Below are 19229 nucleotides of genomic sequence, written 5' to 3' on the forward strand. Positions count from 1 at the left end.
CGAAGACGGGGCGGCCACTCCTACAGGGACGGTGAGTGGTTTAGTCCCAAGGCGATGCCTTAAGTTTCTGTTCCAGAAAATCCCTGAACACGCGTATGCGCGGGCTCAGGTTTTTGCGGTGGGTGTAGATCAGGTAAATGGGCTCTTTGGACGGGATGTCGTAGGCCTGCAGCAAGGGCAGCAGCCTGCCTGCCTTGAGGTCTGCGCCTATATGGAACTGCGCAAGCTTGACGATCCCGCCGCCGTTCAAGGCGATGTCACGCTGTAAATCCCCTTGGGCAAAGACCGCCTTGGGCTTGATGGCTACCGTGACCGTCTCGCCGTCGACCCTGAACTGCCAGTTGTTCCAGGCACTGTTAAAGGCAAAGTTAAAGCAGTCGTGGTTGAGCAGGTCTTCCGGGTGATTGGGCGTGCCTTTACGGGCGAGGTACTCCGGGGAGGCGCAGATGATCCACGCGCTTTCACCGATTTTGCGCGCCACACGGGATGAGTCCGGCAACACGCCGCTGTGAATGGCGATGTCCAGGCCCTGGTCAAAGTGGTCGACATATTGTGGGCCGACCTGCAAATCAACCGTGAGGCCTGGGTAGGTCGCCATAAACTCCGGCAGCCAGGGCATGATCTGGTGTTTGGCGAAGGTGGTCATGGTGTGGATGCGTAGCGCGCCGCTGACCTGGGTCGGGAAGGCCTCGGCCAAAGAGTCGGCTTCGGCCATGGCGTTCATGACTTTACGTGCGCTGACCAGGTAGGCCGAGCCTTCTTCGGTGAGCGTGAGGCTGCGGTTGCCGCGCTGGAACAGGCGCACTTGCAGGCGGTTTTCGAGGCGGCTGATCAGCTTGCTGACGGTGGACGGGGTGATTCCGTTCGCCCTGGCGGCCACCGAGAAATTGCCGTGTTCGTGCGCCCACAGGAAGGCTTGCATCTGGGAAAAATTATCCATTTTTATTCTCATCGCAACGAATGCGAGCAGCCTGCCATCAATCATCCACCCAAACAACTCGCCTCACTGGCGAAGGTGGCTCAGCAGTGCCTGCAATGGATGCTGCAACGCTTTGCCTTCATGGCGCTTGACCTGGCTGCGGCAGGAATAGCCATCGGCAATCAGGTTGCCGCTCGGCATGTGCCGTTCGACCAACGGCTGCCAGGACTGCGAATAAATAACCGCCGAGGTCTTGGCGTTGCGGGCTTCATGGCCGTAAGTCCCGGACATGCCGCAGCAGCCGCTGGGCAGCACCTGCAGCGTGAGGCCAAAGCCTTCGAAAACCTTCTTCCACAGATCAACGCTGCCCGGCTCGTTGGTGCGCTCGGTGCAGTGCGGCAGGAACTGGTACACCTGTGGGGTGCCGTGCTTGAGCGTATCGGGCAATGCCGTCACCAGCCACTCTTGCGGCAAGGCCACTTGCGGCGCGCGGCCTTGTTCGAGGGTTTTGGCGTATTCCTGGCGGTACACCAGGGTCATGGCCGGGTCGAGGCCCACCAGCGGTATGCCGCTTTGCTCCAGTGCCAGCAAGCCTTTGGCGGTGTTGGCCGCGGTCTTTTTAAAGGCCCCGAGAAAGCCCTGCACTTGCAACGGTTTGCCGTTGGGCGAGAAGGGCGCGAGGTAAACCTGATAGCCCAGCCGGGCAATCAACTCGATCCATTGCGCCGCCAATGGCGTCTCGAAATAGCGGGTGAAGGCGTCCTGCACCAGGATCACGCTGCGTTTGCGCTGCTCGTCACTCAACCGTGAAAGGGTTTTCGGCGTGGCGATTTGCACGTTCCATTGCGCGCACACGGCATGGAAATCCATCAGGCTCAGCAGCGGGCTGTCGACCATGCCGACCACGCGTTCCAGCAGGTATTTAACCGGCGCAGCGCTCATCAAGGCGTTGTACAGCCTCGGGAAGCGCGCAATGTGCGGGATGCTGAATTCAAGCGAGCCCACGGCGTAGTCTTTGAGCGGGCGCAGGTAACGGCTGTGGTAGAGCTCCAGAAAACGCGCGCGAAAATCCGGCACGTTGACCTTGACCGGGCATTGCCCTGCGCAGGATTTGCACGCCAGACAGCCGGCCATGGCGTCATACACTTCGTGCGAGAAGTCTTTCTCGCCCAGCAACCTGGCCAGTGAGTTGCGGGTTCTGCGCAGCACGCCGGTGGAGTAATTGCCCAGCAGGTCCACGCCTTGCGCCCCTTGCTGGCGCAGCCATTCACGCATCAGCGAAGCGCGGCCTTTAGGCGAATGGATGCGATCACGGGTGGCTTTCCAGGACGGGCACATCGCGTCATCCGGGTCGAAGTTGTAGCAGGCGCCGTTGCCGTTGCAGTGCACGGCGCTTTGGTAGCTTTGCCACACGCGCTCGTCGATTTGCCGGTCCAGATCACCGCGCAGCGGCACTTCGTCGACGCGAGTCAGGCGGGCCGTGCTGACCTGCGCCGGGGTAGCGATTTTGCCGGGGTTGAGCTGGTTGAACGGGTCGAACGCGGCTTTGATCGCCTGCAACGCCGGGTACAGCGCGCCAAAGTATTTAGGCCCGTACTCAGAGCGCAGGCCTTTGCCGTGCTCGCCCCACAGCAAGCCGCCGTATTTGTGCGTCAAGGCCGCCACGCCATCGGAAATCGGGCGGATAAGCGCCGCCTGGCGCGGGTCTTTCATGTCGAGGATCGGGCGCACGTGCAACACCCCGGCATCGACGTGGCCGAACATGCCGTACTCCAGTGCGTAACTGTCCAGCAGGGCGCGGAACTCAGCGATGTAGTCCGCGAGGTTTTCCGGCGGCACGGCGGTGTCTTCTACAAACGGTTGCGGCCGGGCCTCGCCCTGCACGTTGCCGAGCAAGCCCACAGAACGTTTGCGCATGGTGTAGACGCGCTTCACCGCTTCACTGCCCACTGCCAATGTATGGCCCAGGCGGCGTACGCCGTTGTCGGTGTTCAAGTGTTCGATAAAGTCATGAACGCGCTGCTCCAGGCGCTCGTTGTCGTCGTCGCTGAACTCGATCAGGTTGATGCCCAGGGTAGGTGTGGCCGGGTCCTGGGGGAAGTATTCGGCGACGCCATGCCAGACGATGTCTTTCATCGCCAGCATCAGGACTTTTGAGTCCACCGTTTCGATCGACAGCGGCTTGAGGGCCATCAGCGCCTTGGCATCGCGCAGCGCGTCCATGAAGCTGGCGTAGCGCACGTTGACCAGAATCGAATGCTGCGGGATGGGCAGCACGTTGAGCTTGGCCTCGATGATAAAACCCAGCGAGCCCTCAGAGCCGCACAGCAGGCTATTGAGGTTGAAGCGCCCATCGGCTTCGCGCAGGTGGGCGAGGTCATAGCCGGTGAGGCAGCGATTGAGCGGCGGGAAGATTTCTTTGATCAGTTGCTGCTGGTTATCGGCAATGTCTTGGGCGCAGCGATACACCTCGCCGATCACGTCGTTGCGCTCGGCCTGGCGGTGCGCCAGTTCGTTTGCCAGCGCCTGGCTGTCGAGGCGTTTGCCGCCCAGCAGCACGGTCGACAGTTCGAGCACGTGGTCGCGGGTTTTGCCGTAGGTGCAACTGCCCTGGCCGCTGGCGTCGGTGTTGATCATGCCGCCGATGGTGGCCCGGTTCGAGGTGGACAGCTCGGGGGCAAAAAACAGGCCGTGGGCTTTCAGTGCTGCGTTGAGCTGGTCTTTGACCACACCGCTTTGTACGCGCACCCAGCGCTCTTCGACGTTGATTTCGAGGATGTTATTGAGGTGGCGGGACAGATCGACCACCAGCCCGTCGGTCAGCGACTGGCCGTTGGTGCCCGTGCCGCCGCCACGCGCGGTCAGCACGACAGAGCGGTACTCCGGCCGCGCAGCGAGTGTGCTCAGGCATTCGACATCGGCGTAATCTTTGGGGAACACCGCAGCCTGCGGCAAGCGTTGATAAATGGAGTTGTCGGTGGCCAGCACGGTTCTGAGGCCGAAATCACTGGCGATTTCACCCTTGAAGCCTTCCGTTGTCAGTGCGCTTAGAAAACGTTGGTAAGCGTCATCAAGACGGTGGAGGGGGGCGAGGCGGGCGATCATCGGTGGTTTTTCCTGCAGGCAAATTCAGTTCTACATTCACTCGGCGCATGGAGCTGGCTAACGCGCTCGCGCGGTGAAATTGATTTGGCAGGATTTTCAGGGTCTTGGCGCCACAAGGCAAACGTATAACGTGCAGCCTTTGCATGAGGTTTATGCATGAATGGGGGCGCAATCCCATTGTAGGAGCGAGCTTGCCTCGCGATCTTTTGATCGTTTAAAAGATCGCGAGGCAAGCTCGCTCCTACACAAGTGCTGTGGGATTACTCGGTGGGGAGTTTTTCCAGGGCGGCGCGCAGGGCGTCTGCGTTGGCGAAGGTTTGCTGCGACACCAGCGTACCGTTGTCCAGTTGCAACCACAGTACCTGGTCGTCTGCGCCGGGGTATTGGGCGGCAATGTTGCCGTCGCGATCCAGCACGACGCGGTAGCTGTAGTCACGCATTTTCGGGATGGCAATAAACTTGCCGATCAATGACGGCATGGCATGCACGTCAGCCAAAAAGGCGACATGGCGAGCCTCAAGGTAGCCTTTTGGCTGGTTTTCCAGGGCTGCTTTTACCAGCTTGGAACCGTCCATGTTGCGGGCCACCAACAGCACGTGGGTGTTGGCGTCCAGGGTGTAAGGCTGGTCGTGCTGGTCTTGCAGCGTCCAGGGGGTAAGGTGCTCACCCACCGTGGCGGCGAAGCTTTGCATCGACAGGGCGCTTAACAGCAGTAAAAGTGCAATTCTCACTGTGTAGTCTCTCTATTTTCGGGTGGTTTTCTGGGCTAGACGTTTGACCCAGTCGCCGCCACAGGCGCGCTGGCATTCGTCTTCGGAGTCATAAAACACGTGGTTGGCCACCTGACGCACGTTGATATTGGCGTCGGCCAGGGCGCGGGTGGTGAGTTCAACCATAAACCGCGCCTCGCCATCGGCCAGGGCGAAGTCTTTGTTGACCTGGTTGTCGAACACCCAGACCACCTTCAGGCTGGCCGGGAACGCTTCGAAGTCGACTGAGTGGGTGAGCCAGACAAAGCCCGGAATCTGCCCTTTGGCGGTTTCACAGGCATCGGTCAGGTGTTTAACCAGGCGACGTTCGATCTGTGCCTGGTTACGTTTGTTCAAAGACATGGGTGAATCCTGTGGGCAGCGGTGGCAAAAGCGCAATTGTACGTGAACTGTCCCTTAGCCATTGATCTACTTCACATCGCTAAAAAGATGCGTTTACGTCAAAAGTGCCACCTGAGGTAGAATGTCGCGGTTTGAAGGCTGACACCGCCGGTTTTCGCAGCCGGGCAGGCTCTCTGGAAAGAGTTGCAAGAGGTGTCAGTACCAATGGAGTCGCAAGAAGGTGTCGGGAGTGAAGGAGCTGGACAGGTCAGACCTGTTATCGGCCGCGCCCGGCACTTACCCGAAATGTCACCCAAGTAGCTGAAGCCAAAAGCAATAAAAGATCAGCGCCCAAGGTACATAAAAGTGAGGTCTATAGTGTGCATAGGCCTTATATATCTACCCGGTCCAAGGCCTGATGAGGGGCTCGGTTGCAGGCAAGCCTGTCCTGTAACCCTGTCCAGTTCTGTTCAGCGCGCCGTGCCGGGTAGATGGCGTTTTATCTTAGGTACGACAACATGTTAAAGAAGATGAACAAAGGGCTTTTGGGCCTGGCGCTGACCATGGGCATCACGTCCGTGCACGCTGCCGAGCCAAAGCACGTTGATGTCCTGCTGATTGGCGGCGGCATCATGAGCGCTACCTTGGGTGTCTGGCTCAACGAGCTGGAACCCGGCCTGTCCATGGAGATGATTGAACGTCTCGATGGCGTCGCTCAAGAAAGCTCCAACGGCTGGAATAACGCGGGTACCGGTCACTCGGCTTTGGCTGAACTGAACTACACCCCTGAAGACAAGAACGGCAACGTTGAGATCCCAAAGGCCATTGAAATCAATGAAGCCTTCCAGATCTCGCGTCAGTTCTGGGCCTGGCAGGTCAAGAACGGTGTTCTGAAAAACCCTCGTTCGTTCATCAACTCCACTCCGCACATGAGCTTTGTGTGGGGCGATGACAACATCAAGTTCTTGAAAAAACGCTACGAGGCGCTGCAGGCCAGCCCTCTGTTCGCGGGTATGCAGTACTCCGAAGACGCGGACCAGATCAAGAAGTGGGTACCGCTGATGATGGAAGGGCGTGACCCGAACCAGAAAGTCGCGGCCACCTGGACGCCAATCGGTACTGACGTGAACTTCGGCGAAATCACGCGCCAGTTCGTGTCTTACCTGCAAACCAAGCCTGGTTTCACGCTGAACCTGTCCAGCGAAGTTAAAGACATCAAGCGCAACGAAGATGGTTCGTGGCGTGTGGTGTACAAAAACCTCAAGGACGGTACTACCAGCGAAACTGACGCCAAGTTTGTCTTCATCGGCGCGGGCGGCGGTGCCCTGCACCTGCTGCAGAAGTCCGGTATCCCTGAAGCCAAGGAATACGCTGGCTTCCCGGTAGGCGGTTCGTTCCTGGTAACCGATAACCCGACGGTTGCCGAGCAGCACCTGGCCAAGGCTTACGGTAAGGCTTCGGTTGGCGCTCCGCCGATGTCGGTTCCGCACCTGGACACCCGCGTGCTGGATGGCAAGCGCGTGATCCTGTTTGGCCCGTTCGCGACCTTCTCGACCAAGTTCCTGAAAGAAGGCTCGTACTTCGACCTGCTGACCAGCACCACGGCGCACAACATCTGGCCAATGACCAAAGTCGGTATCGAACAATACCCGCTGGTTGAGTACCTGGCCGGTCAGCTGATGCTGTCGGACGAAGACCGTTTCAACGCGCTGAAAGAGTACTACCCGAACGCCAAGCAAGAAGACTGGCGTCTGTGGCAAGCCGGTCAGCGTGTGCAGATCATCAAGCGTGACGAAGAGAAGGGCGGCGTGCTGAAACTGGGCACCGAGATCGTTGCTGCCAAAGACGGCAGCATTGCCGGTCTGCTGGGCGCTTCGCCAGGTGCTTCGACCGCTGCGCCGATCATGCTCAACGTGCTTGAAACTGTGTTCAAGGACAAGGTTGCAACCCCTGAGTGGCAAGCCAAGCTGCACCAGATCGTGCCTAGCTACGGCACCAAGCTGAACGGTTCGCCAGAGCGCGTTGCACAGGAATGGGCGTACACCGCCGATGTGCTGCAACTGACTCCGCCGCCGGCCATCCCGGCAGCCAACGGTACACCAGCAGCACCTGCTGAGCCGGCCAAGCCTGCTCCAAGTAACCCAGCGGCCGACATGGCGCTGTAAAAAAGCAGCCCCGCCCAACGACAGTTAGGCGGGGCTCTTTTTTAGCTTCGCAACCTTCCCCGCAACACTCCTTCCTGCCTAAGCGTTACTGCGTGCCGAACAACGCGGTCCAGTAGATGCCTGCATCACTTTTAGGATCGGTCGCATAGGCGGCGCCCAACTCGCGAAATTGCGGGTTCATGATATTGGCGCAGTGCCCCGGGCTTGCCAGCCAGCCATCGACGACTTTACGTGGCGTGTCCAGACCGGCAGCGATGTTCTCGCCGATTTGCTGGGCAATGTAGCCTGCCAGTTCTGCGCGATCACCCGGCGTGCCGCCGGTGCGGTCTTTGTGGTCAAAGTAATTGTTGTTGGCCATATCGCGGGTGTGCGTCTGGGCGGCGGTTTCCAGGGTGGCGTTCCAGGCCAAAGGGCCGGTGGGCGCGAAAGCCTGGGTGCCGCATTGGCGCGGTTGGGTGCGGGCGCTGTTGATCAGCTCAAGGACCTTTTGGCCCTCTGCCTGAGCATCGCCCAGGCGTGCAGTCAACAGGGGGCGCGCCAGCACGATGCGCCAATCCTGCCCGGTGTGGCTGACGCCGATGTCGACAAACTGCGGGTCGAGCACCACTTTGCAGAAACTTTCGCGCACGGCTTTCATCGCCGCTTCGGAGTTACGCGGGCCCGAGAGGTTGATGGCTTGCACGTTGACCATCGGGTAGGCGGCTTGCGCGAGCGATTCCTGCAAATCGCCAAAACCGTTGGCGGGCAGTACCAGACGAATATCAGAGGTCAGCGGGGGCAGTTCTTGCGACGCTTGGGCGCCGCACGGTTGCGCCTGGCTGCGATACAGGTTGATGGAGTCAACCAGTTGCGATTCTTCGCTGGCCAATGCGCTGGCGCTGAAGATCAGGCCCAGGCTGAACCCGGCAAGGCGGGTGAGGGTGAAGTGACGGCGCATAACGTTGCCTCGGATCGGAATGCGCCCATCATGCGTTATTTCAGGCTGGCCACGAAAGCCTTGGCTTTGGCGGTGAGCTGGTCGATCTGGCGGTCGCGTTTTTTTTCGGCGTCCATCATGGCTTTTTTGCCGTTGCGATTGAGCAGGTAGGTGTGGATCTGCCGCACCTCGGTAGACTGATACACCGCTGCCACGTCCAGCACGCCCATGAGCCCGTCCGAGCTGTAATCGCGGGTGTTCATCAGTACTTGCGGGCCGCGGGTGCCGATGACCTTGAAACCCATGCCTTGCAGGGCGGCGACTTTGCTCACGCTGCAACTCAGTTCGGTGTGCGGGTAGCGGCGGGTGACTTCCTCCAGCATGGCCTGCATCACGCCCAGGTGGCGATGGCTGGCCAGTTCGGCCATATAGGCCACACCGCAGGCCTGCGGGTCGTCTTTGTACGGCAAGTACAGGACGAAACCGGTGACCTTCTCCGGGTCTTGCTCATCGGTGGCGACAATCAGTTCTACCGCAATGCCTTTTGAACCGTCGAGGGCTTGCAGGTACAGGTGCACTTCAAAGCCGATGGCGTACTGATAGATGCTGTAGAGCAGGTTGCTCGGCGCGATTTCCATGGCGCTGATGTCGCTGAGATGGTCAACGACCAGTTGCATGATCTGCGCGTTGATCGGCTCGCTGATCGGTGTGTCGAAGTGGGTGAGGGTCGTCATAAGCGTGGCCTGTGAGGCGAGTAAACTGCTGTTGCAGGAGCGAGCTTGTCTCGCGATCTTTTGATTGTTTAAAAAGATCGCGAGGCAAGCTCGCTCCTACAGGGGGGAATTGGTTTAGCGCTGGCTTAGCCAGTAGTCATGCAAGGCGCGGGCGGCCGGGGCTACGAGGGCCACTTTTTGCTGGTAGGCGGGTACGTCGAAGTCTTCTGGCAGTTCAAAGGTTTCTTGCTCAGCCAGTTCAAAAATCGTTTCCAACAGGCCGGCCTGGATCTGGGGCATGTCGGGCCATTGCGCCAGGGCCACGCCGCGGCTGTAGCCGAAGCACCATTCTTCAGCCAGGGTCACGGTTTGGCCCTGGTGTTCGGATTCTTCAAAGCGCGGCGCAAAGGCTTTGCTGTCTTCTGCCAGTTGGCGGGCCAGGGTGTTGAAGTGGCGTACGCTCAGCTCGATGAAGTGTTTGGCTTCTTCGGGGTCTTCCCAAGCCGGGTTTTGGCCGCCCCAGATTGCGGGGAACCAGTCGGCGATGTCTACCTGCGTGGGGCTTGAAACCAGTGCTGTAAAGAAGCCATCCAGCTCGCTGGTGTTGAGGACGGAGTGATCGTCGCCGTATTTGAGCAGGGTGTCTTCGAGTACGTCGAAGTCGGCGGCATTCAGAGGCTGGCTGTGCATGGCAGGTTCCTTGGCATGTAGTCCTGGGTCAACGTTACGTCAGGCGTGTCAGCGTCAGTCAACCCGAACAATCGAATCAACCACAAAGTATTTAAAGCCGGCTTTGGCCAGGGCTTTTTTAGCTTCTTGTTCGGCGTCAAACTGGCTCAGCAGTTTGGAGTCGTGAATGAACACGGTTTCTTCGCCGTCATAGACTTTGCTGACGTGCAGGGTAACCCGCAACATCGGCCCTCGACGCTTGACCGGTGCACGCGGTGCGGGCTTGGGGGTGAGGGTTGCAGCGGGTTTGGGTGTGGCGGGAGTTGCAGGTGGCGCGGGTGGCGTAACTGGCTTTGTCGCTACGGGCAGATCAAGGCCGAGCGCTATACGCATTTCGTCCTCGGTGAATCCGGTGCTCATGGTGTGGCTCTATCGTTATTCAAAAACGCGCTTATAAGTGATTGAGTAGGCATAAGCAAGGAAAACCAGCGCCTTGGCTTGATAATTGCCGGATATGTCGCAAAGTTTACTTTTACCAGGAGGTTCAGGTGTCGCGCAGCAAGTCGTGACTGTCGAGCAGCTTGTAGGCAATCTCCGGGCGTTTTTCCAACGCTCGACGAATGGCCGCCGGGATCGACTGGCGCGTTTTGCGACACAAACCTGGCTGGTCGGCGACACGGATTTCGATCCCGCGCATGGTCCGTACCTCATTGAAGCCGGGTTCAACCTGCACCCTTATGCCTAATTGTTCATACATGCGTCGTTGCATGCGCTGCAGATCGTCCAGGCTCTGGATGTTCTCCAGGTGCTCAAGCATGACTTTTTCGGCCTGGCGGGTGAGGCCCAGAATGCGCAGGTCGGGGGCTGGTTGCGCCAACAGGTGGTCGCGCTCGCAATTACAAGCGCCGGGAGGGCAGGGTTGGCGGACCACAGTGGATGAGCTCATGGGCATGAGCATAGCCATATCGGCCCGCAGTTGTCGCGTGTCAGGGTGCTTTGAGGCGCCGGACCACCAGGGCGATCAGTTCATTGATCATCGGTGCGAAAGCTTTGGCGGTGCAGGTTTGTCCCAGCATCACGGTGCGCGTGGTGAGGTGTGAAAACAGCGCATCGAACAGTATGGGCGGCAACTCAGAGAACGAACTGTTGGCCGCGATGAGGCCGCGATGGCGTTGTTCTTCGAGCAGGTTGAAGATCAGTTGGTGCCAGACTTTGGGGCCGCGTTCGTACCAGGTTTGCCCCACTTGCGGCACGTGCGCCGAGCCGTTGACCACCAGCCGGTAGAAGTCGACATGGCGCGGGCTGGTGACCACCGCCACGAGTTCTTCAAGAATCAGCTCAAGGCCGCGGGTCAGTTCGACACCCGAAGTATCAAGTTGCTTGAGGTTGATGATGAAGTCTTCGCAGAGGTATTCGACCACTGCCACCAGCAAGTCGGCCTTGCTGCCGAAGTACCGGTAAATCGTGGCTTTGGAGCCGCCTGCTGCGGCTACGATGGCGTCCATGCTGAGGCCATCGTAGCCCTGCTGTAAAAACAGTTCACTGGCTGTGATCAGCAAGTTGCGCCGCTTCTCCTCGCTCCGGGTTGCGGTTGAAGGGCTGGAGCGGTGCAACTGTGGCATGGGAACTACTCTTTTTCAGGGAGCGCGTACGCTATCACGTAATCCCCGCGATCTGGAGACTGACGTGCGCCGCCAGCGACGATGACCACATACTGGCGCCCGGTTTTAGGCGACAGGTAGGTCATGGGCGTGGCTTGCCCGCCGACCGGCAGGCGGCCTTTCCAGACTTCTTTGCCGGTGGCCATGTCCATGGCCCGCAGGTAGTAGTCTTGCGTGCCCGCGTAGAACACCAGGCCGGAAGCAGTGGTCGCACCGCCGCCCAGGGTCGGCATGCCCAGCGGGATCGGCAGGTTGGCACGTACACCGTTGATCACGGCGTCTTCAACCGTACCGGCAGGGCGCTCCCAGACTTTCTTGCGGGTGTTCAGGTCCACGGCAGCAAACACGCCCCAAGGCGGGCTCTGGCACGGAATGCCCAGCGGCGAGTTGAAGCCTTTGTGGTCAATCACGAACGGCGTCCCTTCCATCGGGTAGGTGCTGCCGACGCCGTGGCCGGATTTGAGGTGCGACAGGTCGACGTTTTCACGCGGTACCAGCTTGACCACCTGCGGGATGCGGATGTCGTTGACGAACAGGTAACCGGTTTTTTCGTCGATCGCGCCGCCACCCCAGTTGAAGCCACCGTAGTAGCCCGGATAAATCAGGGTGTCCTGGGTGCTTGGGGCGGTGAATTCACCGTTGTAGTTGAGTTTTTTGAAGTTGATCCGGCACATCAGCTGATCAAAGAACGTGGCGCCCCACATGTCTTTTTCTGTCAGCGGATCGGCACCGAACGTCGGCATGCCCACCGAGTACGGTTGGGTTTTGGCCACCCAGTCACCGGCAGCGACGTCCTGAGGCACCGGCTTTTCGATCACGTCGGCAATCGGCTGGCCGGTGCGACGGTCGAGCATGAAGATCTGCCCGCGCTTGGTCAGCTGGATCAGCGCAGGGATGGTCCCGCCTTTGCCGTCCGGCACATCATACAGCGACGGTTGCGCGGCAATGTCGTAGTCCCACAGGTCGTGATGCACGGTCTGGAAGGTCCAGCGCTCGCGGCCTGTCGCCATGTCCAGGGCAACCACGGCGGAGGAGTACTTCTCGGTCAGCTCCGGGCGGGTACCGCCCCAGAAGTCCGGCTGCTGGTTGCCCAGTGGCAGGTACACCAGGCCCAACTCATCGTCGAATGCAGGTGTGGACCACATGTTCGGCGTACTGCGGGTGTAGGTTTCGCCTTCGGGTGGCAACTTGGTGATGTCCGGGTTGCCCAGGTCCCAGGCCCAGACCAGCTCGCCGGTGTCGGCGCTGAACGCACGGATCACGCCAGAGGGTTCGTCCAGCGAGCGGCCATCAAAGACCCAGCCGCCAAGGATGATCAAGTTGCGCGAAATGGTCGGTGCCGAGGTGTAGGCGTAGTAGGGCACGTTTTCCATGACCCGGCCCAGGCCCGTGGTCAGGTCGACTGAACCGTGGTCGCCGAAATCTTCGCAGGGTTTGCCGGTTTCTGCGTCGATGGAGATCAGGCGCGCATCCATGGTCACTTGCACGATACGCTTGGCGCAGCTGTTGCCCTGTGCCGGTTTGGCGGGCTTCAGATCAGCGAACACCAGTGGGTGTTCGACCTTGGCCGGCTCGTAGTAACTCACGCCACGGCAGCGGTTCCAGGTTTTGGTGTTTTGCGCTTTTGGATCGAAGGTCCAGCGTTGCTCGCCGGTGTCGGCGTCCAGGGCAATCACTTTGCTGGTCGGGGTGCAGGTGTACAGGGTGTCACCGACCTGGATCGGGGTGTTCTGGTACTCCGATGCGCCCTCGGCGATTTCGCCGGTGCGGTAGGTCCAGGCCACTTGCAGTTTGTCGACGTTGTCTTTGTTGATTTGCGTCTGCGCCGAGAAGCGCGTACCAGCCGGGTTGCTGCCGTAATGGCTCCAGTCGGTGGCTTTATCGGTGCCTTTTGCTTGCGGCTGGGCGGCCAGAGACGGCTCGCCTTCAATCACTCCGTGGGGGATGAACAGGGCGTAGAAGCCCACGGCCAGCACCCCGGCAAACACGGCTGCGCCGCCGTAGCTGGCTGCGCGGTGACGGCCTTGGCTGAGCCATGGGTGCAGCAACGCGGCCAGCAGGCCGATGACCAGGAACGGGGCCAGACGCGGCACCATCGGCCAGAACGTGAAGCCCACTTCCCACAGTGCCCACATGACGGTTGCCACAAACACAACGCCAATCACCAGCGTGGCGGCGGGCTTTGTGCGTACATACAACACGCCGCTTATCAGCAGGCCGAAACCTGCCAGCAGGTAGTACCAGGAGCCGCCCAGTGTGACCAGTTGAGCGCCCATAATTGCCAGAAACAGGCCGCTTAGCCCAAGCAAAATCCCGAAGACACCCAGTATCAAGTGTCTCCCTTTAGAGGCAGGTGCCTCTTGTTTAGCATTTTTCATTACGGTATCCCTGAAGCCGGCAGCCAAGGCCTTTACATGCACTGCGAGCGTAGGTTTTAGAATAGTACTGTACGGTACAGTTTTTATTTTGAGCCTGTTTTTGTCACAAATAAAGACAATTTGTCGCAGAGGTGAAATTTTATTTAAAGACGCGGTTGCGTCCTTGGGCTGGCGAGGGCAACCGTAGTCGCTGCCGAGGAACGAAGGCTGCGATCAAGATCAAGATCAAAAGATCGCAGCCTGCGGCAGCTCCTACACGAGGTCTTCATCGAGGAGTGCGGCGTACAACTGACGGTCGATATTAGCCCCGCTCAAAATCACCGCCACGCGGCGGCCTTGCTGTTGCGGCTGTTCTTTGATCAGCCCGGCCAATGCGGCGGCACCCGCGCCTTCAGCGGTGTTGTGGGTGGTTTCGTGGTACACGCGGATGGCGTGGGCGATGTCGCGGTCTGATACGCGGATCACCCTTGCGGCGCCCTTGGCGATGATTGCCAGCGCGTCAGGTTGTGGCTGGCGGCAGGCCAGGCCGTCGGCGAAGGTGTGGGCGGTGTTAGTGCACACCACTTGGCCTTGCTCGACACTCTGCGCATACGCATCGGCATGCTCGGACACCACGCCGATAATCTCGGTCTGTAGCCCCAGCAGATCACGGGCCTGGATCAGCCCGCAGATGCCCGAACCCATGCCGATGGGCACGTACACGGTGTGCAGGTCGGGCACGGCCTCCAGCAACTCCAGCGCATAGGTGGCAACCCCGCGTATCAGGTCCGGGTGAAAGGCCGGTACCAGGTGCAAGTGATGCTCGGCGGCCAGGGCGGCGGCATGGCGGCGTGCTTCGTCAAAGTCTTTGCCGTGCTCGATCACTGTGGCGCCCAGTGCGCGCATGGCGGCGTTCTTTTCTCGGGAATTGCCTTCGGGCACCACAATGCGAATCTTCAGCCCATGGGCGCGCGCGGCCAAAGCCAGGCTCTGGCCATGATTGCCACGGGTGGCGGTGACCAGGCCGCGGGTGTCGGGTTCTCGGGTCAGCAAACCCTGCACGTACAACATGCCGCCGCGCACTTTAAAGGCGCCGGTCGGGGTATGGTTTTCATGCTTGACCCAGACCGTGCAGTTCAGTTGCTCGGCCAGCAGGGGCCAGGCCAGTTGCGGGGTAGGGGACATGCTTTGGTACACAGTGGTCGCGGCGAGTCGAAGGGCTGTCAGGTCAAACATGGCACACCGTCATCAGGGGATTTGACTCGATTCTAGGGGCGTCGCATTGTATGGGCCGAGACTTATATTGCATGGCCGACAATAAATGTGGATTCCCCTCATAACCGATTCAGCGCAACCGCGTTATCTGGCGCTGGTAGACGCAATTGCCCACGCGATCAGCTGCGGTGAACTCAAACCCGGTGAGCGTTTGCCGCCACAGCGGCGCCTGGCCTGGGCGTTGGGCTGGAACCCCAGCACCACCATGCAGGCCTATCGCGAGGCGGCGCGGCGGCATCTGGTGTCCGGTGAAGTCGGGCGCGGCACCTACGTGCTCTCGGGCAGCCAAGAGGCGACGTTGTTCCGTTTGCAGCAGGTCGATGAGCACACCGGGCAGATTGACCTGCGCACCAATATCCCGGCGATAGACCATGCCAGCCAAAGCGATCCGCAGGCCTTGCAATGGTTGCTGGAAACCCATCAGTCGATCCGTTTGCAGCATTACCTGAGCGCGGCCGACCTGCTCCAGGCCCGGGTTGTGGGTGCCAACTGGCTCAAGGCACGCGGCCTGCCTGTGCCGCTGGACAACATCATGCTGTGCACCGGCGCGCAGCAAGGCTTGTTCACCGTGTTGCTGTCGTTGTGCCAAGCGGGTGAGCCAGTGCTGGTTGAAGCGCTGACCGCGCCGGGGATCAAAGCCGCCTGCGCGCAACTGCGTTTGCCGATGCATGGCATCGCCATGGACGGGCAAGGCATCGTGCCCGATGACTTTGACCGCATCATCCGCGCCACCGGGGCGCGCATGGCGGTACTGACCCCGACCCTGCACAACCCGACATCGGCGGTGATGGGCGATGAACGCAAGCAGGCGATTGCCCGGATCGCCCGACGCCATGGCGTGTGGATTATTGAAGACGACGTGTATGGGGCGCTCACCGACAGCCCGCCGTTGTGCAACTACCTGGGGGACTTGGGGATACTCGTCAGCAGCTTGTCAAAGACCGTGGCTGCCGGTGTGCGCCTGGGCTGGATTGCCGCCAGCCCGGCGTTGCTGGCGCGCATCGACCCGCATGCGCAATCGGCGCACTGGGGCATTTCGCCCCTGTGCGTGGCGATTGCCAATCAATGGCTCTGCGACGGCACGGCAGTGCAGCGCTTGGCCTGGCAAACCGAAGAAGTGACCCGGCGCTGGCGCCTGGCGAAAAAATTGCTGGGCGCGGTGATGTCCCAGACAGACACGCCATCGCCGCATATCTGGCTGACCCTGGCCCCCGCTGAAGTCAGCTTTGCCCACGCCTGTCAAAAGGTCGGTGTGGAGGTGGTGTCGGCGGAGGTGTTTGCGGTTAAATCCTGCACCCTGAACGCGGTACGCATCAGCCTGACGGCGGCTTCGAGTGCGCAACGCTTGAAAGTTGCGCTGGAGCGTATTGCTCGGCTTATTGACCAAGGAACCCCATGCGCAGAGAAATAGGCTACTGGCACCGCGAAGGCCGCGAACTGTTTTACTACCTGGAATTCAAGCCCGAAACGGCCGAGTTTTACCTCACCTGCGAACACACTCCGAGCGAGGGAGAAGGCAGCGTACGTTCGGTATTGCTCAGTGAAGCGCGGGGCGAGCGCTACTACGAAGACGCGTTGCTGATCATTAAGGAAGAACTATTCAAGCAGTACACCGTGTAACCGCGGTTTACACTGCTCTTTGTGGGAGCGGGCTTGCTCGCGATGGTCGTTAACGATGACGCGTATTTGCCTGGCAAATGAGGCGCTCTGAAGGCCATCGCGAGCAAGCCCGCTCCCACTTGGGTCGTGTTGCGATTATGTTCAGTTGGGTGGGGTTATTCAGCGCAACCGCTCAAGCATCTGGTAGTACCACATGCCCGCCGCGAGCATCGGGTTGCCGAGGAGGTCGCCCATGGGCACGCGGATGTGCTGGCAGCCGGCAAAGGTGTCGAACTGCTCCAGTTGGCCGGTGATCGCCCGGCCCATGATTTCGCCCATGATGTGGCTGGTGGCGATGCCGTGCCCCGAGTAGCCCTGGCAGTACCAGACGTTGTCCGAGAGTTTGCCCAGTTGCGGGATGCGGTTGATCACGATGCCCATCGCGCAGCTCCACTGGTACTCGATGTTCACCCCTTTGAGCGCCGGGAAGGTCTGCTCGATACACGGGCGCAATTCCCCCGCGATGTCGCGCGAGTCTTTACCGCTGTAGTTGGCGCCGCCGCCAAACAGCAAGCGGCCATCGGCGGTCATGCGGTAGTAGTCGAGCACGAAGCGGCAGTCATACACTGCGAGGTCTTGGGGGTTCAACTGGCGGGCCAGGTCGCCCAGGGGTTCGGTGGTGACGATCCCGCCCATGGCCGGGAAGATCTTGCCCTTGAGCTTGCCCGGCTCCAGCTTGTGGTACACGTCACCGGCCAGCAGCACCTGATTGGCGTCGATGCGCCCGTGGGCCGTGCGCACGCCGGGGGTGTCGCCGTGGATGATTTCCAGCACTTCACTGTTTTCGAACATCAGCGCGCCAAGGCTTTCGGCTGCGCGGGCCTCGCCAATGCAGAGGTTGAGCGGGTGCAGGTGCATGTTGCGCATATTCTTGATTGCGCCGTCATACAGGTCACTTTGCAGAATGTCGCGCACCTGGCTGCGGTCGAGCAACGACACTTCACTGCCCATGCCACGGCGCACCGCTTCGTCGTAGTCCTTGCGCAAACCTTCCATATGGCTGGGTTTGTAAGCGGCATGCAAATGGCCGTGTTTGAGGTCGCAGCGGATGCCGTATTTTTCGACCCGCTGCTGGATGATCTCGTGCCCGCGCCAGCGCAGGTGCCAGATAAAGTCATCGACCTGGCTGCCGAGGCGACGGCGCATCTGCTTGCGCATCGCTTCATCGCCCGAGAGGCTGCCGGTCACTTGCCCGCCATTACGCCCGCTGGCGCCCCAGCCGATTTTGTTGCTCTCGACAATGGCCACTTTCAGGCCTTTTTCGGCCAGCTCGACGGCGGTCGCCACGCCGGTAAAACCGCCGCCAATAATCACCACATCGACCCGGTGCTGGCCTTGCAGCGTCGGGTAATCGGTTTCATGGGTGAGGGTAGCGGTGTAATAAGAGTTGCAACGTTCAGACATGGTGGCTCCGTTATCTTTCTTATAGGGGTGAGGCAGAAAGGGGGCTATGGCGCCCGCGCCGGTCCTGCTCATCCACTTCGGCCATGCACTGACAATAGGCGAGTTGTGAGGGCTAAATAAACCCCCTGTTACCAAGTTTTACAGCGACGTGATCAGAACGTGACTTCGCTCACTTGCAGCACCCAGGTGATGGTCTGAGTTTTGTCATCCCACACATAGCGAAAATGCGGGCCTTGGCGTGGAATCGAAAGCGCAGGCGGGCGAAAGGCTGCTACGCATTCGTGGCCGGCAAGGCGCACGCTGTTGTACAGCAGCCCCCAGGCCGAGGCCTCGCGGTGTTGTTTGGCAAAGGCTTGCGACGTGCCATAACTGGACAGGGAAGGGTGGTGCAATGCGGGTTCGGCGCGTATATCGATCATTGGCTCAAGCACGGTGTTGATGTAGGTGCGCAGGGTGATTTCGATGCACGCTTGCTGAGTGGCGCGCCAGAATTGCTCCTGATGAAAGCGGGTCTCGGCGATGGCGGCGTCAAGGCTGTTGGCGCAGTAATAAACCCCGTAACTGCCATCGGTGAAGCGGCTGGCACGGCCGATATGGGTAAAAGCCGCCATGATCGGGGTCGAGCCTTCTCCACACAGGCGGTCTTGTGGATGCACGCGGTTAAGGACCCCGGCCTGGTCGCGCAGGCGGTCATTGGTCAGGCTTTCGAGGGCAAAGGCGATGTCCAGATCGGCCGGGTCAAGGGTGTCCTCAAACACCGAAATGGGCGGGAATGCACTGTTGATGATGCGATAAGCGTTGTTCCACTCGGGCAGCACGCTTAACAACGAGGTGTCTGGCATCAGCCCCGCACCCCATCCAGATAGCGGCGCACATCTGCCAGGTCGACCACTTGGCCGCCGAGCATGTAGCTCAACGCACTTTGGCCGTTGAATGGCGCGGTGTTGTTGGCTTTGTGGACCCACTCGTAAGCCCGCTCGGGCTGATTGCTGAACAGGATGCGCAGCGCTTTGTGCACGCCCATCAGGTACGAAATACGCTCAAGGGTGTCGTGGGGCAGGCGAACATTCGGCAGTTTTTTGTACTTGAAGTACGTGGTGTTGCCGATAGCGCCGAGCAGGGTGCATTGCTGATCTTTGCTGCAACCCCAGTGCTCCATCAAATTGAAGAAGAACGTCAGGGCGACACGGCCCGCATCACCGCTGGTGATATCGGGCCGGGTGTTGTGGGCGACTAAATGCATGGTGGCCTCCAAAGCGTTGATACCTTGGAGGCTACACCGTATCTGGATAATT

Annotated in this window: 18 protein-coding genes; 3 read left to right on the forward strand and 15 right to left on the reverse strand. The window is 60.0% G+C overall.

Annotated features, from left to right (window positions below):
* Window positions 1-40: 40 nt before the first annotated feature.
* From TU84_RS14110 to TU84_RS14125, 4 genes are all read right to left on the reverse strand, one after another.
* Window positions 41-940, reverse strand: a complete 900-nt coding sequence (locus TU84_RS14110; protein ID WP_048369919.1) for a LysR family transcriptional regulator — start codon at window positions 938-940, stop codon at window positions 41-43.
* A gap of 63 nt (window positions 941-1003) precedes the next feature.
* Window positions 1004-4024, reverse strand: coding sequence for a D-2-hydroxyglutarate dehydrogenase YdiJ (gene ydiJ, locus TU84_RS14115; RefSeq protein ID WP_048369920.1), 3021 nt, complete (start codon window positions 4022-4024; stop codon window positions 1004-1006).
* 260 nt (window positions 4025-4284) lie between these two features.
* Window positions 4285-4755, reverse strand: a complete 471-nt coding sequence (locus TU84_RS14120) for a hypothetical protein (RefSeq protein ID WP_048369922.1) — start codon at window positions 4753-4755, stop codon at window positions 4285-4287.
* A gap of 12 nt (window positions 4756-4767) precedes the next feature.
* Window positions 4768-5136, reverse strand: coding sequence for a hypothetical protein (locus TU84_RS14125; protein ID WP_048369924.1), 369 nt, complete (start codon window positions 5134-5136; stop codon window positions 4768-4770).
* A gap of 497 nt (window positions 5137-5633) precedes the next feature.
* Between TU84_RS14125 and mqo the strand changes: the two genes are divergently transcribed.
* Window positions 5634-7280: a malate dehydrogenase (quinone) gene (gene mqo / locus TU84_RS14130; RefSeq protein WP_048369925.1), complete on the forward strand. Its 1647-nt coding sequence runs from the start codon at window positions 5634-5636 to the stop codon at window positions 7278-7280.
* Between the two features lie 85 nt (window positions 7281-7365).
* Here mqo and TU84_RS14135 read toward each other — a convergent pair whose 3' ends face one another.
* The 8 genes from TU84_RS14135 to TU84_RS14170 all read right to left on the reverse strand — a co-directional run bounded on the left by TU84_RS14135 (window position 7366) and on the right by TU84_RS14170 (window position 14832).
* Entirely contained in the window at window positions 7366-8217 is an 852-nt protein-coding gene (locus TU84_RS14135; protein WP_048369933.1) for a CAP domain-containing protein, read from the reverse strand.
* Between the two features lie 35 nt (window positions 8218-8252).
* A complete protein-coding gene (locus TU84_RS14140; protein WP_048369934.1) occupies window positions 8253-8930 on the reverse strand; it encodes a GNAT family acetyltransferase in 678 nt (225 codons plus the stop codon).
* Window positions 8931-9044: 114 nt separating this feature from the next.
* Entirely contained in the window at window positions 9045-9599 is a 555-nt protein-coding gene (locus TU84_RS14145) for a UPF0149 family protein (protein ID WP_048369937.1), read from the reverse strand.
* A gap of 54 nt (window positions 9600-9653) precedes the next feature.
* Window positions 9654-9998: a hypothetical protein gene (locus TU84_RS14150; RefSeq protein WP_048369939.1), complete on the reverse strand. Its 345-nt coding sequence runs from the start codon at window positions 9996-9998 to the stop codon at window positions 9654-9656.
* Between the two features lie 124 nt (window positions 9999-10122).
* Entirely contained in the window at window positions 10123-10524 is a 402-nt protein-coding gene (locus TU84_RS14155) for a hypothetical protein (RefSeq protein WP_048370371.1), read from the reverse strand.
* 40 nt (window positions 10525-10564) lie between these two features.
* Complete coding sequence (locus tag TU84_RS14160; protein WP_053225236.1) at window positions 10565-11200, reverse strand: TetR/AcrR family transcriptional regulator; 636 nt, start codon at window positions 11198-11200, stop codon at window positions 10565-10567.
* A gap of 5 nt (window positions 11201-11205) precedes the next feature.
* On the reverse strand, window positions 11206-13617 hold the full coding sequence (locus tag TU84_RS14165; RefSeq protein ID WP_048369940.1) for a membrane-bound PQQ-dependent dehydrogenase, glucose/quinate/shikimate family: 2412 nt from the start codon (window positions 13615-13617) through the stop codon (window positions 11206-11208).
* Between the two features lie 252 nt (window positions 13618-13869).
* Window positions 13870-14832: a threonine dehydratase gene (locus tag TU84_RS14170; RefSeq protein ID WP_048369942.1), complete on the reverse strand. Its 963-nt coding sequence runs from the start codon at window positions 14830-14832 to the stop codon at window positions 13870-13872.
* Window positions 14833-14917: 85 nt separating this feature from the next.
* Here TU84_RS14170 and TU84_RS14175 point away from each other — a divergent pair, with 85 nt between their 5' ends.
* Window positions 14918-16282, forward strand: a complete 1365-nt coding sequence (locus TU84_RS14175; RefSeq protein WP_048369943.1) for an aminotransferase-like domain-containing protein — start codon at window positions 14918-14920, stop codon at window positions 16280-16282.
* Window positions 16267-16491, forward strand: a complete 225-nt coding sequence (locus TU84_RS14180) for a hypothetical protein (protein WP_047275647.1) — start codon at window positions 16267-16269, stop codon at window positions 16489-16491. The genes TU84_RS14175 and TU84_RS14180 overlap by 16 nt, the downstream gene beginning before the upstream one ends.
* Before the next feature lie 159 nt (window positions 16492-16650).
* Here TU84_RS14180 and TU84_RS14185 read toward each other — a convergent pair whose 3' ends face one another.
* The 3 genes from TU84_RS14185 to TU84_RS14195 all read right to left on the reverse strand — a co-directional run bounded on the left by TU84_RS14185 (window position 16651) and on the right by TU84_RS14195 (window position 19177).
* On the reverse strand, window positions 16651-17934 hold the full coding sequence (locus tag TU84_RS14185) for an NAD(P)/FAD-dependent oxidoreductase (protein ID WP_048369944.1): 1284 nt from the start codon (window positions 17932-17934) through the stop codon (window positions 16651-16653).
* 152 nt (window positions 17935-18086) lie between these two features.
* Window positions 18087-18776: an RES family NAD+ phosphorylase gene (locus tag TU84_RS14190; RefSeq protein ID WP_048369945.1), complete on the reverse strand. Its 690-nt coding sequence runs from the start codon at window positions 18774-18776 to the stop codon at window positions 18087-18089.
* Complete coding sequence (locus TU84_RS14195; protein WP_048369946.1) at window positions 18776-19177, reverse strand: MbcA/ParS/Xre antitoxin family protein; 402 nt, start codon at window positions 19175-19177, stop codon at window positions 18776-18778. The genes TU84_RS14190 and TU84_RS14195 overlap by 1 nt, the downstream gene beginning before the upstream one ends.
* Between the last annotated feature and the right edge of the window lie 52 nt (window positions 19178-19229).

This window comes from Pseudomonas helleri (genome assembly GCF_001043025.1).
Taxonomy (GTDB): Bacteria; Pseudomonadota; Gammaproteobacteria; order Pseudomonadales; family Pseudomonadaceae; genus Aquipseudomonas; species Aquipseudomonas helleri.

Bases quoted from the DNA above. Each gene is read 5' to 3' on its own strand.
- TU84_RS14110 (WP_048369919.1), bottom strand. From the start codon at position 940: ATGGATAATTTTTCCCAGATGCAAGCCTTCCTGTGGGCGCACGAACAC.
- ydiJ (WP_048369920.1), bottom strand. From the start codon at position 4,024: ATGATCGCCCGCCTCGCCCCCCTCCACCGTCTTGATGACGCTTACCAA.
- TU84_RS14125 (WP_048369924.1), bottom strand. From the start codon at position 5,136: ATGTCTTTGAACAAACGTAACCAGGCACAGATCGAACGTCGCCTGGTT.
- mqo (WP_048369925.1), top strand. From the start codon at position 5,634: ATGTTAAAGAAGATGAACAAAGGGCTTTTGGGCCTGGCGCTGACCATG.
- TU84_RS14135 (WP_048369933.1), bottom strand. From the start codon at position 8,217: ATGCGCCGTCACTTCACCCTCACCCGCCTTGCCGGGTTCAGCCTGGGC.
- TU84_RS14140 (WP_048369934.1), bottom strand. From the start codon at position 8,930: ATGACGACCCTCACCCACTTCGACACACCGATCAGCGAGCCGATCAAC.
- TU84_RS14145 (WP_048369937.1), bottom strand. From the start codon at position 9,599: ATGCACAGCCAGCCTCTGAATGCCGCCGACTTCGACGTACTCGAAGAC.
- TU84_RS14150 (WP_048369939.1), bottom strand. From the start codon at position 9,998: ATGAGCACCGGATTCACCGAGGACGAAATGCGTATAGCGCTCGGCCTT.
- TU84_RS14155 (WP_048370371.1), bottom strand. From the start codon at position 10,524: ATGAGCTCATCCACTGTGGTCCGCCAACCCTGCCCTCCCGGCGCTTGT.
- TU84_RS14160 (WP_053225236.1), bottom strand. From the start codon at position 11,200: ATGCCACAGTTGCACCGCTCCAGCCCTTCAACCGCAACCCGGAGCGAG.
- TU84_RS14165 (WP_048369940.1), bottom strand. From the start codon at position 13,617: ATGAAAAATGCTAAACAAGAGGCACCTGCCTCTAAAGGGAGACACTTG.
- TU84_RS14170 (WP_048369942.1), bottom strand. From the start codon at position 14,832: ATGTTTGACCTGACAGCCCTTCGACTCGCCGCGACCACTGTGTACCAA.
- TU84_RS14175 (WP_048369943.1), top strand. From the start codon at position 14,918: ATGTGGATTCCCCTCATAACCGATTCAGCGCAACCGCGTTATCTGGCG.
- TU84_RS14180 (WP_047275647.1), top strand. From the start codon at position 16,267: ATGCGCAGAGAAATAGGCTACTGGCACCGCGAAGGCCGCGAACTGTTT.
- TU84_RS14185 (WP_048369944.1), bottom strand. From the start codon at position 17,934: ATGTCTGAACGTTGCAACTCTTATTACACCGCTACCCTCACCCATGAA.
- TU84_RS14190 (WP_048369945.1), bottom strand. From the start codon at position 18,776: ATGCCAGACACCTCGTTGTTAAGCGTGCTGCCCGAGTGGAACAACGCT.
- TU84_RS14195 (WP_048369946.1), bottom strand. From the start codon at position 19,177: ATGCATTTAGTCGCCCACAACACCCGGCCCGATATCACCAGCGGTGAT.